Origin of the sequence: Erythrobacter sp. (genome assembly GCF_030066995.1) — a bacterium.
GTDB lineage: Bacteria > Pseudomonadota > Alphaproteobacteria > Sphingomonadales > Sphingomonadaceae > Erythrobacter.
In genome coordinates, this window is the sequence record NZ_JASJAP010000004.1 from 188463 (window position 1) to 204629 (window position 16167).

The window sequence follows — 16167 nt, forward strand, 5'->3', positions numbered from 1 at the left end:
CAGGCGTCTAGGCGGTTCGCGTCAGCAGCGTCACGCCCGCGTGTCGTAAGTCGATCGCGTCGAGCGAAGGGGCGTAGGCGCATTCGCCCGCTTTCACCGCGCCGGCGGCGCCGCGTAAGGTGACCTCGCCCTCGAGCGGGAGCACGAGCGCGCCTTGCGAATAGGCGTCTCGGTCGGCGGCGCTGGGCTCTCCCACGATGCGATCAAGGCGAAAATAGGGTCCATCGACAAGGCAGGGTTCGCGCTGCGCGACGGTGCCCTTGTGTCGCGCTGCGTATGGCGTTCCTTGCGCGACCGCGAGGCCCCTTTCAAGGTGCAGGTCCCGATCGCGCCCGTAATCGTAGAGCCGGAATGTCGTATCGCTGTTCTGCTGGACTTCCACGAGCGCGAGCCCCGGACCGATCGCGTGCACGGTGCCGGCGGGAAGATAATAGATCTCTCCAGGCGCAACGTCATGCCATGTCAGCAGGTCTTCGATCGAGCCATCGCGCGCCGCCGCCTCAATCCGCGCGGGCGAGATGCGCTCGTCAAAACCGATCGCCAGCTTCGCGCCGGGCTCGGCATCGAGGATCAGCCAGCATTCGTCCTTACCCGCCTCGCCCGGTTGCGCCGTCGCGTCGGAAGGGTGAACCTGAACCGAGAGCTTCTCGCTGGTGAAAAGGTATTTGACCAGCAACTCAGGCATTTCGGGGGGCGGCTCGAACAATATCTCTCCGATGCGAGCAGCGTCCGGCGCGACAAAAGGCTCAGGAAGCGTGTCGCGGCCCCAGACCTTCTCCACCTTCCGCGTCGGCAATTGGCGCGCGGTGCCATCCAAAGCCGCATCGCTGGTCATTGCTGACTGGCTCCGGGGAGCTTGCCCACCCGTTGGGCGCCCTCGCGCGTCGTGACCAGAACCTCACCGTCCGCAACGACAATGCAGACATCCTCAACACCGATCGCCGAGATGCGCGGACCGTCGCTGACGGCCAGGACATTGCGACACGTCTTGTCGAGATCGGCCTTGCCGCGTGTCACGTTGCCAAGCTCGTCCCTTTTCACGGATCGGTCGGCCTCTCCTCCAGCGCCAAGCGCGTCGTGCAGGGCGGCCCAGTTGCCGATGTCCGACCATCCCATATCCACCGGCACCATGGCGGCGCGATCGGTGTTCTCCATCACCGCGTAGTCAATCGATTCCCCGTCAATTTCCCCAAACGCCTCGGCTTGCGGGTGGAAGCGCGCGCCCTCCTCGCGCCCCGCCGCGACCGCCGCAGCCACCGCTTGAGCCATAGCCGGTCGGTGAGCGTTCAGCTCGTTCAGCAAGGCGCCGGCGCGAAAGGCAAAGATGCCGCCATTCCAACTGTACTCACCGCTCGCGAGGTAGGCTTTCGCGGTCGCAAGGTCAGGCTTCTCGACGAATTCGGCGATCTGAAAGCCGTCAGCGAGCCGCTTGCCGCGGTGCAAATAGCCATAGCCGGTTTCCGGTCGCTCCGGCGCAATCCCGAACGACACCATCCAATCCTCGCTCGCCAGATCAGCCGCCGCCAAGGCCGCGCGCCGGAACGCGTCGTCATCGGCGATGTGGTGATCGCTCGGACACACGAGCATGATCGCATCGCTGGGCAATCGCGCGGCAGCAACAGCAATGGCTGGCGCGGTGTTCTTTCCCTCAGGCTCCACGATCAGACGATAGTCGGGCACGCCCGAAAGCTGATCTTCGATCAGGCCGCAATGCTGCGCACCCGCGACAACAATGGGCGGGGCAAACCGGCCAGAACCGGTCACGCGGGCAACGGCCTGTTGAAACAGCGTCCTCTTGCCAATCAGCGGCAGAAAGGGCTTGGGCTTTTGCTTGCGGCTGACGGGCCAAAGCCGAGTGCCGCTGCCGCCGCATAAGATCACAGGATGTATGAGAGCCGGGGTGCTCATGATGCGCCAGGCTATAGCAGCGCGAAGGCCGGATGCCAGAGCGTTATCGGAGCCAAAATGGAAGCGATCGAGGCGTCTGGAAGGCGCGCTCAGAACCAGCGCTGTCGCCAGTAGAACGGCGCCTCGACCGGGTTGCCTTTGGCGTCGCGTGCGGGGCGAAAGCCCAGCCGCTCGACCACAAGCTGGCAGGTTATCCGATCCGCCTCGGGATCAGGGCTTGGGCGATAGATCGAGCAACCGTGCGCGCGCCCGTCGATCCCGACCGTCACGCGTACGATGACTTCGGTGCCTCGCCGGGCGCTTCGTCCGCCCGCTGGTGTGGGGTAATCGCGCGCGTTGCTGATCGAGCCGGAGATATGCTCGGGCCGGGTTATCGCAACGCCGCCCTGTCCTCTCCCGCTGTTTCCGGAACCGGTGCCAAGGCCTTGACCGGCCGCCCCGGTGCCTTCGCCAGTTTTGCGCGCGCCTGACACCGGAACTGCGCCGGTGGAGGCGGATTGCGGGCGATCTTCGGGTTTGGCTATCGGCGTTGGCACCGGTGGTGCGGTGATCGCTGCGGGCACGGCCTCGCGGCCCGGTGCGCCCTGTGCGCCTTCATCGGGTTCAGCGCGATTTTCCGGCGGCGGACTTTCGCTCGGGGGCGAGGTGGGGACCACGAAGGCGGCCACCACTTCGCGCTCGACAGAGCTCACAATGTCGGGAACGAGCGCGTGGGCAAGGCCGTAGAGCGCGGCAAGGTGAAACGCTACGATCCCGGCCAGCAAAGGCCAGCGCACTGTCTTGCGCGCCTTGTCTTCGCTCCCAAGCGTTCCCTCGATATCAGCGCTCCGATTCACCATCCGCTCCATTTCGGAGGCGATTGCGCCCCCCTCTCCTCGCGCGCGGGCTATACCAAAGCCGAAGATTTTTTCGAAGAAGGGCATCAGCCGCATTTCCACCGGGCGCATTGACCCATCTCGAAGGCACGCTCTGGTCCATCGTATCGCGCCGGTGGACCGGTTTTCGGATGGGACCGGTCGCGCGTCTGAAGGGACGGCCAACTGAAACATGGAACCGGGCATCTATTCAGGTGATCCTGGCCGCGTGAGGCCGGGGGTGTCGACCGAGCCAGCCACGCCGTCAGAGCCAATGCCCGATCCAAAGCGTTCACCGCCGCTCACACCGCCATTGATCGCGCGCGCACCGCCCGATCTTCGAAGCCTGATTGGGGGTCTGGCTGGCGCCGCCCTCTTCTTCGCGCTGGCGCTTTTGAGCCTTTCGCTCTCGCGCTTCGACACATCCCTCGCCACCGTCTGGTTGCCGAACGCCGGCGCGGTTGCGTTTCTCTTGCGCGCGAGGCTGGGCAACGAAATCGGCTTTTACGCCGCGGCTTTTCCCGCCAGCCTCCTGGCCAACACGCTCGGCGGCAACGCCGTCGACACAGCGCTGGTCTTTTCCACGGCGAACATGGCCACCGTGATCCTTGTCACGTGGCTGACCCGGCGAGGCTGCGGGCCCGAGCCGGACATGACCAATCTAACGACACTGGCCCGGTTTCTCTGGAATGGAGGTGTTATCGGGCCGCTGACTTCGGCTTGCATAGCCTCGCTCGCCATGTCTCCCGGCCTTCTCTCGCTGTTTGACCGAGGCGGTTTGACCGCGTGGGCCTCAGCGCTCGACGGAGCCTTCAGTTGGTTCCTCACAGACAGCATGGGCATGATCCTGATCGTTCCGATGGTGTTGCTGGTCAGCGACGCGCTGGCGCAGCGTCGCCGTCCTCCGGCCAGAACCATAACCGAAGGCGCGGCTCTGCTTGGAGCCACCCTGCTTTGTGTCGCTCTGGTCTTCGGCCAGAACGCCTATCCTTTGCTGTTCTTGGTCGTGCCCGTGACTCTCGCGCACGCCCTTCGCTTGGGCAGTGTGGGCACCGCGCTGCATGTTGCGCTTATCGCCGTGGTCTCAACCGCCATGACCTGGGGCGGCTATGGCCCGATTTTTGAAGCCAGCGGCTCTCCGACGGTTCGGCTTCACCTGATCCAGGCGTTCATCGCGGTCAATTTCCTCATCGGGCTGCCCATCGCGGCGACCTTGGCCGGGCGCGATCGGCTAACCGAAGCGATTGCCGAGGGGCGGCGCGAAATGGCGCTGCTCGCCAACAGCATCACCGATGCGGTCCTTAAGCTTGATGGTGATGGCGTGTGCACCTACGCCTCACCCGCAGTCCGAGATGTTCTGGGGGAGGCTCCGGGCGACTTCGTCGGGCGCCCAATCCGCAAACTCACCAAGGAGGATGCGAGCCAGCGGATCGCCGATGCCGTCTCGAGATTGCTGAAGGGTCAAGTCGATAAGGAACGGCTAACCTATCGCCGCCGACTGGACGGCGCCGACGGGGCACCGGTGTTCATCGAAGCGGACTGCGCCATCACCTTGGACCCGATCACTGGCGAGCGCGAGGGCGTGATCATCTCGGCCCGCGACGTCACCGAACGCGTGGAGTTGGAACTGCTGCTCACCCGCGCGCGGCGGCACGCCGAAAACGCGGCTAACGCCAAGTCCGACTTTCTCGCCAATATGAGCCACGAAATCCGCACGCCGATGAACGGCGTCCTGGGCTTTGCCGAACTCATGCTCCAAGGCGAGCTCGATCCGGAGCAACGTCGACACACCGAGATGATCGTTGAGTCCGGACGCTCGATGATGCTGTTGCTGAACGATATTCTCGATCTCTCCAAGATCGAGGCGGGACAGATCGTAATCGACGCGCGGCCGATCGATCTTCTTGCAACGCTTGAGGAGTGCGTGGCGCTGCACCGGCAAAGCGCCAAGTCGAAAGGTCTCGAGCTTCGCCTTGAGCGTGATGATGCTGAAGCGGACGGTTTGCCGCCCGGTGATACGCAACTCGGTGGCCCGGAGGCGGGCGCGACGGTGATCACCGATGGTCTGCGCCTCCGCCAGATCGCGCTCAACCTCATCGGCAACGCGATCAAGTTTACCGAACGCGGCGAAGTGTGCGTGAGCTACTGGGCCAATGCCGGCGAACTGGGCCTTAGGGTGCGCGACACCGGCATAGGAATCGGCACAGCCCGGCTGGAGAGGATTTTCCGCCCTTTCACACAAGGCGAGAGCGAGACCGCACGGCGCTTTGGGGGAACGGGTCTGGGGCTTTCCATCAGCCGACAACTCGCCGAATTGCTGGGTGGCGATATCGAGGTGGAGAGCAAGCCTGGGCTCGGATCGACCTTCACCCTCATTCTCCCCGCCACCCTGGTCGCGCCCGAAGACGCCCCACAACCTGAAGCGCCAAAGGCTGCTATTCCGCAGGATCTGCCTCAGCAAGCGCGCATCCTTCTGGTCGAAGATCACGACGTCAACCGCATGCTGGTGACCGAGATGCTTGAGCGTTGCGGGCAAAACGTAGCGATCGCGCAAGATGGCAATGAAGCGATTTCGATGGTCATCGACAGCGTCGTGCGCGCGCGTCCCTTTGACCTCGTTCTCATGGATGTGCAGATGCCGAATTGCGATGGTTACGCCGCAACCCGCGCCATCCGCGAAGAAGGGATCGGGGCCGACACACTGCCGATCGTCGCGCTCACGGCGAACGCCTTCCCCGAAGATGTGGCGTGGGCGCGCGAAGCCGGGATGCAGGCGCACCTTGCCAAGCCGATCGTGTTCTCGGATCTCGTTCAGGCGTTGCAGCGCTGGCTGCCTACCCGGATCGTCGAGGCGCCGATGGACCGCGACGTGCCCCTGATCCACCAAAGCGAGGAGAGCGAGGCCTCGCCGGAAGACGGCATGCCCGCCGACAGGAAAGCGCGGGTTGTGGCAGCGGGCCCGCCGACCCCACCCGCAGACAAAGACGCCTCAGACAAAGACGGGATGGAAAGCGAGGCCGATCTATCCATGGAGCGCGCGCGCGAAGGGAAATCGACTCCAGGCCCGCGATTGCTGAACCTGTGGCTGGAACGGCGTAGGGAAGCGATCGAAGCGGTCCGTAAGGGGCTGGCTGATGGCCTGATCGGGTTCGAAGGCAAGCGCCGCGCACAAGACCGCGAGGACCGGGAAAGCCTGCTTCGGCTGCTTCACAAGCTCGCCGGGACGGCCGGGAGCTTCGGGGAGGCCGAGCTGGGGGAGTACGCCGCCGAGCTTGAAAGAGCGCTGCGCGACGAAGGCTCCAGCGCCGAGTGCGAGGCGCTGGCGTTTGACCTGCTGGCCCTTGCCGACGAACCCGCCCGCGCGCTGCCTGAGGGCCGATCTTCGCAAGGCTAGTAGCAAGACTAGGACGGCACCAAAACGAAAACGGCGGAGCCATAGGGCCCCGCCGCTTCTTGTTGGATCAGTCAGTGAGCGCTGAGCTTAGAACTCGTAGCGAACGCCGATCTGGATACGCCATGCTGATGCCGACTGGGTGACATCATTGTCATCATCGGGGGCGAAGTTCGAGATGGAATAGCGCCCCTGCGAGTCGACAGCACCAGCACTGATTTGGTCAAAGTCGCCGTCCGCATCGGGAACAAGATCCTCGGGATCGTCGATCTCGATACCGGCGTCGACAAGATCAACCCGGCTGTTACGCTGACGGAGCACGTTCCAGCTGCTGTCGAGCAAGTTCAGGAAGTTCGAGAAGTCCGCGAAGAATTCGATCCGATCATCCGCAATCCCGGTCAGGTTGCCAATGAACGGGATTTCCTGGCTGATGCGGAAATCGACATCAAAGAACCAGTCATTCCGGCAGGTGTTGCGTTCAATGGTTTCGCCTAGCTCAAAGTCGCAGCTTGCCGCGCCCTCATCATTTTCGAGATAATTGAGAAGGCCTGTAACCGCTGACGCTTGTTCCGCCTGCAAGGCGGCCTGCTGCGCAGCACTGAAACCAAGGCCACTGTAGTCAGTCAGGTTCGGATCGTTCACGCCGGTCGGAATGTAGAGCAGCGCGTTGTCGCTACCGGATGCGCTGTCGGCAAACTCACCGCCACCATCGAAGGTAAGGCTGTAAGGACGGCCCGACCGAGCGTTGAAGAAGATACCCAGACCCGTGCTGTATCCCTCGAAAAACTCTTCACGCAGGAAGAGGCTCGCAGTGATGTTGTGTTGGGTCTCGAAGTTCGATGTCGCAATCGCCGGGTCCTGAATATCGAAGTAAGCCACACCATCGAAGGAAGAGGTTGCCGTCGAACTTGCAGCATCGCGCGCATTCTCAGCGTTGGTAAAGGAGTAACCAAGTGTGAAGTTGGTGCTGCCGTTATCTGTAAACAGCCCGCTGTCGAACCGCTTCGAAAGGATGAAGGAAAGAGCGTGACTTTCGGTGCTCGGCCCGTTGGTCAACTGGATATTGTCGTCGCGGAAGGTTCCAAAGCACTCATCCGTCAGGCCCGTATATTCGGGGCCGACACCGCCGGTTCCGACAAGTTGCGCGTCACAGCCAGCGCGAGTGACATCGACCGCCCGATAGATCGGGCGACCATCAACCGTGAAGCCGTCTAGCCCCAGGCTCGGGTTCACCGCCTGTGAGAGATCAACCCATTGCAAGGTGTCGTTGAAACGCGAATAGATGTAATCGAGCTGCAGGTTCCAGTCGCTGAAAAAGCCGGTTTCGGAACCCACGGTCGTGTTAAAACCAACGTTCGCCCGGACGACCGACGGCAGGTCGAGGTTCGGGTCGATCGACTGAACGTCAGCGAGACCGGCCGACGCTTCGGCTTCACCTGCATTCACGACGCACTGCGGAACGCCGGTAAACTGACCGTTTTCAAGCACGCTGAACTGGCCATTGGCGTCACGACCCAGCTCCGCATCGCTGCATTCGTTGCTCGTCGCACGGCCAGTGGTAAAACCGTTGTTCGAAAAGGCGTTCGAATACCAGACAACAGGGTCGCCACCCGAGAAGACGCCGACGCCGCCGGTGATCCGGCTGTTCGAAAAGAAGCCTTCATTGTCGAATTCGTAAGTGGCGGATACGCGTGGCAGGATCAGCGGATCGAGCGTCCCGAAGGAAACCGCGTTCGTGAAGCCATACCGGTCGATGAAGTTCTGGTTCGCCTGCGGTGCGTCACCGTCATAAAGTTGAACACGAACACCCATGTTCACCGCGAGCTGATCGGTGGCCTGCCACTCATCCTGAGCGTAGACCGAGTAAATCTGGCGACCAAATTCCGCAGCGGCGTTGTTGATGTCGTTGTCGACGGCAACGTTGATGTCCGCGCCAACGTTGTTCCCGCTCAGAATATCATTCGGATCGCCGCTGTCATCCGTACCGCCTGCCGCGATACCCGCTTCAAAGTCTTCGAGGCTTTCGAAGAAAATGGTCCCCGTAGCGTTGACGGCGAAGAGGTTGAAGACTTCCAAATCGTTGACTTCGAAGCCAAACTTCAGATTGTGGCCGTTGCCAGCGTCATAATTCATCTGGAAGCGCGCTTGATCGATCTTCTGGTCAAGCTGGTTGGCCGAGCGGAAGATGCCCGGACCGGTGCTGAGCGTGCCCTGCTCAATCTCATCGTCTGCGGTACCAAGGATACCATCTTCACCCGGGCCGGTCACGTTCTCAACGCCCACTTCAAGACGCACGGTCGGATCGTCGGACTGGGCTTCCCCAGCTCCGACTGGGCCTTGAACGTCGCCGACTTCGGCGCGGCTGACACGCAGTTCCGTCGAAAGCACATCGCTCCAGTTCGAGTAGAGACGAACCGAATAATAATCCGAGATGGTGCCTTCATCTTCGAACGAGTTATATCCCGTGAAGTTGTCGCCACCGCCGTCGAATTCGACGTTGGTTTCTTCAAGACGCTGATAGGTACCCTCAAGACGGTGATCCTCAGTGATCAGGGCGTCAAGGCGACCGAAATAGCGCACGTTGCCTTCCGGCAGCGTGCTTTGAATGCCACCGGTATCCTGTCCGTAGACATCACGGGCGATGCGGTCGAATTCGTTGAACTGTTCGGTGGTGACGAAGTCGCGGGTGTTACCAGCCGTGCTGTCCGCTGTGCCAAGGTTGTTGCCTTCGGCGAGATCCGCCTCTTCATAACCGAATGAGAAAAACAGGCGATCTTTGATGATTGGACCTGAGAGCGTGGCACCCCAGCGCTGTTCTTCGCCCGCGTTGAACGGCTGGCCGTCAATCTCGTCGTTCTGAAGTCCCGCGTCGAAGTAGGTAAAGAAGGCCGAACCGCTGAAACGGTTGGTACCGGCCTTGGTCACAACGTTCACAAGGCAACCGGTGAACTCGGAATATTCAACGTCAAACGGCGCAAATTCAACCGAGGTCTGGTCGACCACGTCGAACGGAAGCGGCAGCGAGTTACGCGCGGCGAACGGGGTGCCGTTCAGACCGAACGTGTCCGACTGAACAATGCCATCAACCGTAAATGTGTTCGAACGGTCGTTACCGCCGATGCACGAGATGCGATCGACTTCGTTGTCGCGATCGAGGCTTACACGCGGGTCGATACGGATGATGTCGCGAATGTCGCGTGTGATCGACGGGAAGTTTTCCAGCGTCTCAGTGCCGAACGCCGTACCCGGGCCGACGGCGACCTGGCTGGCGCGGGCGCGGGCCCCGGTGACAACGATGACCTCGTCGCTGGCGCCGGCCGCGGTGCTGGTGAGCGTGAAGCTGAAGCTCTGGCGACGGCCCAGATCGGCAAAGACGTCTTCAACCGTTTGGCCTTCGTATCCGGGCGCCGTGATGGTCACGGTGTAGGGGCCGCCAGGAGGAAGCGACTGAACGCGGAAATTGCCCTCGCTGTCGGCTGTGGCGGTGCGAACGGAGTTTGTGCGAGTGTCCGTGATGGTCGCTGTCGCGCCGGGGATCGGCTCACCGGCGTCGGTCGTCACCTGACCTTCGATACCTGAGGTGATCTGCTGCGCGTAGGCGGGTGCGGAGAGGGTAGCAGCGGCGGAGAGTGAAACAACGCTAGCTGCCAGGAGATATTTGATTTTCATGATTCTGGGCCCCTGGTCACAGTGGAAAGGATGTGAGCCCGGTCGCCCTAGGAAGCTTCCAAGTCGGAAAAGCTACCATTATGTGACAGTTTTGTGAAACTGAACGGCGGCTGAATTTCAAGGGCCGGATCAGGGTCGCTGCCCGGCCCGCAAACCCGCGAAATAGCTCGACTTTTGGCACTGTGTTGCGTGGATGCAACGAGGCGGGGTTTTCTCGACTCAGTGGCCGCCAGGAACCGCGTTTTCGCGTCGGCTACGCCAGGTTTATCTCCTGCAGGCGCTGCATCAGAAAATCGTGGGCGCTGATTGGCGGCTCGGCGCTCTCAGAGCCCATCTCATCGACACACGATTCGAGCGGTTCGATCAGATAGTCTGGACGGAAGTGGAGGAAAAACGGCATCGAGTATCGCGAGCGCTGCGCAGCTTGCCCGGCGGGATTGACAACCCGGTGCGTGGTCGAAACGAGCTTACCCGCCGTCAGCCGTTCGAGCATATCGCCAACATTGATCACCAGCGCGCCCTTTGGCACATCGACGGCGTGCCATGTGCCGGCCTTTGTAAGGAGTTCAAGCCCGGCTTCTTCCGCTCCCAGCAACAGCGTGATCGTGTTGATATCGCCATGCGCCGCCGCGCGGATGGCGCCCTCGGGCGCGTCGGGGCCGAGCGGCGGATAATGGAGCAGCCGCATCACCGAATTGCCGTCTGCCACAGTCGGCGCGAAGAAATCGCGCTCCAGACCAAGGTGCAGAGCGATCGCCTCAAGGACACGCAACCCTGCGGTTTCGAACGCCGAAAATAACTCGGTGTAAGTGCTCTTGAAGCCATCGACCTCATCTGGCCAGACATTGGGGGCCATGAACTCAGCAAGCTCATGCCCCTCGGGGAGCGAGCGTCCGACGTGCCAAAACTCCTTGAGGTCGAAGACGTTGGCGTCCTTGGCCTTCTCCGTCCCAAAGGGCGTATAGCCACGCGCGCCGCCGCCGCCTTCGATCGCGTAGGCCCTCTTGGTCGCTTCGGGCAGCGCGAAGAAGGCCTTGGACGTCGCCTCGGCGCGGTCGATAAGCTCTTGCGGGATGCCGTGATCGCGGATGACCGCGAAGCCGTTCTCCGCAAAGCTGCGCCCAAGCTCGTCGGCAATATCCTCAAGCGGCTGCGCCAGGCTGACACTGGCTATGTTGATGGTGGTATCGTTCACGGGAGCAGCCTGTGCCTTATTGGTCGCCATATCAATCATGATGTTCATTAGTCATCGCCCTTGCTCGTGCCAAGTCGGACGCTGTGTGTCGGCTTGGCGCTGGGCGAGCTTTGAGCGGGATCAAATCGGGAGAAACAGGCTCGCCAGAGCCGCGCTCATCAAATTGGCGAGACTTCCCGCGGCCAGGGCTTTGAGGCCAAGACGCGCGATTACGGGGCGCTGATTGGGCGCAAGCCCCCCGGTGACCGCCATCTGGATCGCGATTGACGAAAAATTCGCGAAGCCACAAAGAGCAAAGGTAACGATCGCGCGACTGCGCTGCGTAAGCTCACCCTCGCCCATCGCACCCAGATCGATGAACGCGACGAATTCATTGAGCACAACCTTGGTCCCGAACAGACCACCGGCAAGCTGGGCCTGCTGCCAATCGGGTATGCCGATCAGAAACATGACCGGCGCAAAGACATAACCCAGCAACGTCTGAAGACTGAGCGTGCTCAGCCATTGTGCCGTCGCGGGCGCGAAAGGTAGGCCCATGCCTTCAGCCGCGCTGGCCAACGAGGCTCCAAGTCCGGCCAGAAGGCCGTTGGCGAGCGCGACGAGGGCCACAAACACCATCACCATAGCGCCGACCGCGACGGCCAGTTTGACGCCGGTCTGAGTCCCCTGCGCGGCCGCTTCGATTATATTGGCGGGGCGATGCCCTTCCTCAAAGGTCTCCGCCATCTCGACGTTTTCCGGTTCCGCTCCCTCGACCAGCGCGGCTGGGCCGGCTCCACTGATGCGCGACTGCGGCAGTTCCACTTCCTCGCCGTTGCGATCGATCATGGTGACGCGCGCGCCGGGTGCAACCGCGCCCTGATCGCGCTTGAGCGCATGCCGTGCGAGGCTAGGCTCTTCGCCCACATGGGTCGGGGCCGCGCTTCCATCCGAGCGTGGATCATCGGGCATGATGATCTTGGCCATCAGGATGCCGCCTGGCGCTGACATGAACGCCGCAGCAAGAAGATAGGGCACCGTCTCGTTGCCGATGAAGCTGGCATAGGCGGCAAGGATCGTTCCAGCGACGCCCGCCATGCCGACACTCATCAAGGTGAACAGGCGCGATGGTGACAGGCCTTCCAGATACGGACGCACCACAAGCGGGCTTTCTGACTGCCCCACGAAGATGTTCGCCGCCGCGCCCAACGCTTCAACCTTGCTGATCCCGGTGACCCAGCCGATCGCGCCGCCCACCCAGCGCACCAGCCGCTGCATGATGCCCAGGTGATAAAGAATCGAGACAATCGCCGCGAAGAAGACGATGACAGGGAGGGCGGCGATGACAAAGGTGTTGGCAAACGGATTGCTTTCCATCGGCCCGAACACCGATGTGATGCCGACTTTCGAATAGTCGAGAAGTGCGATCACTCCGTCAGAGAGAAACTGGATAAGACCCACGCCAAAATCGGTGCGCAGGACAAGCAGCGCCATCAGTGCCTGCAACCCGAACGCCGCGCCGACTACGCGCAGGTTGATAATCCGCTTGCCCGAGGACAAGGCGAAGGCGAGACCGAGAATGGCGAAAATGCCCAGAACGCTCGACCCGGCGGACGCAAGATAATCATTCACAGCGGTGGTACGATCCCAGTTTAACCCGTCAGAACGACGGGTGCGACCGCCGTGCGGCCTGTGGCCCCAGCCAGACGCGCTCGCCTAGCAGGCTGTGTGTTGCATCCCCGCGCGCGCGGCGCAACCTTGAAGGCTCTTCCCCAAAGAGCATAGCCACGCGCCTTCCCTTTTCGCGAGTGGCGCTTTACCGCTTGGGAGGATGAATAAAGCCGATCTGTTTCCGCAAGCCACCGCTGCCAGCCCGCCCTCGCCTGCGGCGATCAATATGCCGCTGGGCCTGTTCGTCTTCACTCTGTTGTATGGCGGGATGACCGTGCTGGCGGGCGTGCTGGCGTACAAGCAGGTGCAATTGTGGCCGACCGACCTCGCGGTTGAGAGCGGAATTTTCGCCTTCCTGATTCTCGTCGTGATCTCAAGCACCTTGTCGCAGCTTTATGGCAAGACGCTGGCGAACCGAATTGTGTGGTGGGGGTTTCTGCCGCTGGCCGTTTCCATTCTGCTAATGACGCTCGTGCTGACGCTTCCCGTGTCGCCCGAAATGGTCGAGGGTCGGCCTGGCGCCATTGAGGCCTTTGAGATGGTGCACGGCCAATTCTGGCGCGTCGTGGCCTCCGGACCAGTCGCCTACCTTGTCTCGCTGCTTCTGAATGTATGGATATTCGATCGCCTTCGCGGCGAAGGCGAAACGACGACCCTTGGCCTCATGCTGCGCGGCGCAGTGGCCTCAGCGCTCAGCCAGGCGATGGATTCAGTGATCTTCGTCACGCTCGCGTTCTACGGCGAATTCGACATCACCAACCTACTAGTCGGACAAGTGCTTGCCAAGGTCACGCTCAGCTTTGTCTTAGTGCCTTTCCTCATCACCTTTGGCGTGCGCGCCGCTCAATGGCTGGACAGTCGCCAAAGCGATTGAAGGGAACTGCGAATGACCGCGCGGTCGCGATCCAACCGTCATCGTGCTGTCGCGAGCGGGGCATAGGCCTTTCCCCAAGGAAAAGGGAAAAACCATGCGCCGTAGCCTAGCCATCAGTCTTGGTCTCACTCTCGCGAATTTGAGTCTTAGCCCCGTTCATGCGCATCCGGACGGACACAACGACGCGGTGCTTCCGTGGCAGGAGGCGACGAGCTGGCCCGATCGCATCGTCGCCACAATCGACGGCGATCCGGCAACCACCCTCGCCGTGACTTGGCGCACCGACAGGAGCGTGAGCGAGACCAGCGCGCAGATCGCTCTCGCCAGGCCCGATGCCCGCTTTGATCGCGAAGCGCTCTCGGTCCCCGCTCAGACCGAAGCCCTCGATCTCTCGGTCATTAAAGGCAAGGGCTTCACCTTCGAGGTCAGCGACAACACCGGGCTGCCCAAGACGCATCACCACTCTGTGCGCTTTGACGGTCTGGAGCCCGACACGCTCTATGCCTACCGAGTGCAGGGCGCGGATGGAATGTGGAGTGAATGGTTTCAGACCCGCACTGCTCCGCGCGACGGGCCGATCCGCTTCATCTATCTGGGCGATGCGCAGAACAATCTGGACTCGCACTGGCCGCGCGTGATCCGCGAAGCCTTTCGCACCGCGCCCGACGCGCGTTTCATTCTGCATGCGGGCGATCTGGTGAACCGCGGCTCGCGCGATCTGGAATGGGCGAACTGGTTCAAGGCCGGCGGCTTTATCCACGGGATGATTCCGGCGATCGGCGTGACGGGCAATCACGAGTATGACGACTTTGAGCTTTCCAACGAAGAAGAGGTCGAGCTGCTCTCAATCCTGTGGCGGCCCCAGTTTCGCTTTCCGGTTGAGACGGGGCTGTCGCCCGAACTGCACGAGACCGTGTATTCGATCCGGTACGCTCCGGACCTCGAAATCTTCGTGCTCAACACCAATATCGAGGATATGAGCGAGCAGGCGGTCTGGCTGGATGCGAAGCTGGCCGCGAGCGATGCACGCTGGCGCGTTGTGACGATGCACCACCCGATCTTCTCCTCGGGCCGGGGGCGCGACAACCCTGAAAGCCGCGCGAGGCTTCTTCCGATCCTTCTCAAGCATGAGGTCGATCTGGTCTTGCAGGGGCACGACCACACCTATGCGCGCGGCACATTGCCCGCCGGTGCAGCGCGAGGACAGACGCCTGTGAGGCAGGCGGCCACCAACAAAGCGGGCGTCATGACGATGTTCGTCAACTCTGTCTCTGGGGCAAAGATGTACCCGTTCAATAAAGATGGCTGGGATAGATACGCGCCGAACGGCGTCACGCTGGATCGGAAGGGCGAAAACACACAATTCTTTCAGGTGATTGAGCTGGAGGACGGACAGCTCCACTACGCGGCCTACAGCGCAGACGGCGCGCTTTACGATGAGTTCCGGCTGGAGAAATCCGCTGACGGGAGCAAGGCACTGGCCAACACGGCAACGCTACCGCCCGAGCGCACGTTCGAGAACACACTGCCTTATGAGAAGCTTGAGGAATGATCGCCGTGGCGGCGGCCTTCTCCCTTAGCGCACTTGGTTACGTGCCGCCTCCAAAGCGGCTAGAATCTCATCCCAGCGCGCCAATTTGAAATTCTGCGCCGCTGGCGGATTCACGCCGTCTTGTGCGACGAACAGGCCGCCGGGAAAATCAGGACCGAAGGAACGCGGATCAAGCTCGATCCCATCGGTTTCCTCGACGCTGCCGAAAGCTCCTTCGGAGATGCGGAAGCGCCCAAGCGGTTCGACCCCCGGCAAGCGGTAGACCGCAAAGGCGTTGTCGCCCTGGCTGGAGGCAACAAGGTAGCCGCCTTTCTCGCCCTCGGGCGCAATCGCGAGCCCTTCAACGTCGGGCACGGTCATGCCGGTGCCCGTCGGCGCAACGAGACGCTTCTCACCGCTGGCGATGTCGATAGCCCAGATACCAGCGAGTTCCTCGCCAACATAAAGCGTGCCGGTGCGATCATCGACAACGCAGCCTTCGGGCTGGCTGGGGACCGATGTGAGGGTGCGAGGAGCAGCAGCGGGCGCTCCAGGCTTGTAACTCAGGCTGTAGATAACGCCGTTCTTGGGAGCGCTAAAGATCTCCACATAGCCCTCACCATCAGGCTCAGAGAGACAGATGCCATAGCCCTCCCCGGCCCCAACGGGTGCACGCTCAATCGGCTCGAGAAACCCCGACTGCTTGTCGAGCACCGAGATATGGACATGCGCGGTTTCTGGATCAAACCGGTCGCTCGCGGCCACCAGCACACGCCCATCGGGCAGCTGGGCCAGATCGACGTTGTTGAGGCCCTGGGCTGGTAGAAAGCTCAATTGCCTGCCAGCGAGATTGAAGACGTAAAGCCCGCCCTTCTTGTCGGTCCCCACAATCAGGCTCTTCGCCGGGTCCTCAGCGTTGCGCCAGATAGCGGGATCGTCCGCTGCGTCTTCGTTGATGGTGCCGACCGGTGCCGTCTCGGCGCGCGCTGTAACGGCAACCGCAGGATCGCCGCCCCGTCTTTCAGGAGGCACCGTGGCGCACGCCGCCGCAATCGCGAGCGTGATCAGGGAAAAGCTGTGGAACGGGCGAATCAT

Annotated in this window: 10 protein-coding genes; 3 read left to right on the forward strand and 7 right to left on the reverse strand. The window is 61.9% G+C overall.

Features of this window, described 5'->3' with window-relative positions; genetic code table 11:
* Positions 1-7: 7 nt before the first annotated feature.
* From QNI87_RS11035 to QNI87_RS11045, 3 genes are all read right to left on the reverse strand, one after another.
* Positions 8-835: a class I mannose-6-phosphate isomerase gene (locus QNI87_RS11035; RefSeq protein WP_300596413.1), complete on the reverse strand. Its 828-nt coding sequence runs from the start codon at positions 833-835 to the stop codon at positions 8-10.
* Positions 832-1908: a sugar phosphate nucleotidyltransferase gene (locus QNI87_RS11040; RefSeq protein WP_300596415.1), complete on the reverse strand. Its 1077-nt coding sequence runs from the start codon at positions 1906-1908 to the stop codon at positions 832-834. The genes QNI87_RS11035 and QNI87_RS11040 overlap by 4 nt, the downstream gene beginning before the upstream one ends.
* Positions 1909-1997: 89 nt before the next feature.
* On the reverse strand, positions 1998-2855 hold the full coding sequence (locus QNI87_RS11045; protein WP_300596417.1) for a hypothetical protein: 858 nt from the start codon (positions 2853-2855) through the stop codon (positions 1998-2000).
* A 100-nt stretch (positions 2856-2955) separates the two neighbouring features.
* Here QNI87_RS11045 and QNI87_RS11050 point away from each other — a divergent pair, with 100 nt between their 5' ends.
* Positions 2956-6156 carry an ATP-binding protein gene (locus QNI87_RS11050; protein ID WP_300596419.1) on the forward strand — a complete coding sequence of 1067 codons (3201 nt, stop codon included), beginning with the start codon at positions 2956-2958 and terminating at the stop codon, positions 6154-6156.
* Positions 6157-6243: 87 nt separating this feature from the next.
* Here the strand turns inward: QNI87_RS11050 and QNI87_RS11055 are convergent, their stop codons facing one another.
* From QNI87_RS11055 to QNI87_RS11065, 3 genes are all read right to left on the reverse strand, one after another.
* Positions 6244-9822 carry a carboxypeptidase regulatory-like domain-containing protein gene (locus QNI87_RS11055; RefSeq protein ID WP_300596422.1) on the reverse strand — a complete coding sequence of 1193 codons (3579 nt, stop codon included), beginning with the start codon at positions 9820-9822 and terminating at the stop codon, positions 6244-6246.
* A 253-nt stretch (positions 9823-10075) separates the two neighbouring features.
* On the reverse strand, positions 10076-11056 hold the full coding sequence (locus tag QNI87_RS11060; RefSeq protein WP_300596654.1) for a 2-oxoglutarate and iron-dependent oxygenase domain-containing protein: 981 nt from the start codon (positions 11054-11056) through the stop codon (positions 10076-10078).
* 81 nt (positions 11057-11137) lie between these two features.
* Positions 11138-12628 (reverse strand): nucleoside transporter C-terminal domain-containing protein, encoded by a 1491-nt coding sequence (locus tag QNI87_RS11065; protein ID WP_300596424.1) that lies wholly within the window; start codon positions 12626-12628, stop codon positions 11138-11140.
* Positions 12629-12827: 199 nt separating this feature from the next.
* Between QNI87_RS11065 and QNI87_RS11070 the strand changes: the two genes are divergently transcribed.
* Both QNI87_RS11070 and QNI87_RS11075 read left to right on the forward strand, forming a co-directional pair.
* Complete coding sequence (locus tag QNI87_RS11070) at positions 12828-13541, forward strand: queuosine precursor transporter (RefSeq protein ID WP_300596426.1); 714 nt, start codon at positions 12828-12830, stop codon at positions 13539-13541.
* Between the two features lie 94 nt (positions 13542-13635).
* On the forward strand, positions 13636-15093 hold the full coding sequence (locus QNI87_RS11075) for an FN3 domain-containing metallophosphoesterase family protein (RefSeq protein ID WP_300596428.1): 1458 nt from the start codon (positions 13636-13638) through the stop codon (positions 15091-15093).
* 24 nt (positions 15094-15117) lie between these two features.
* Here the strand turns inward: QNI87_RS11075 and QNI87_RS11080 are convergent, their stop codons facing one another.
* Complete coding sequence (locus QNI87_RS11080) at positions 15118-16167, reverse strand: phytase (RefSeq protein ID WP_300596430.1); 1050 nt, start codon at positions 16165-16167, stop codon at positions 15118-15120.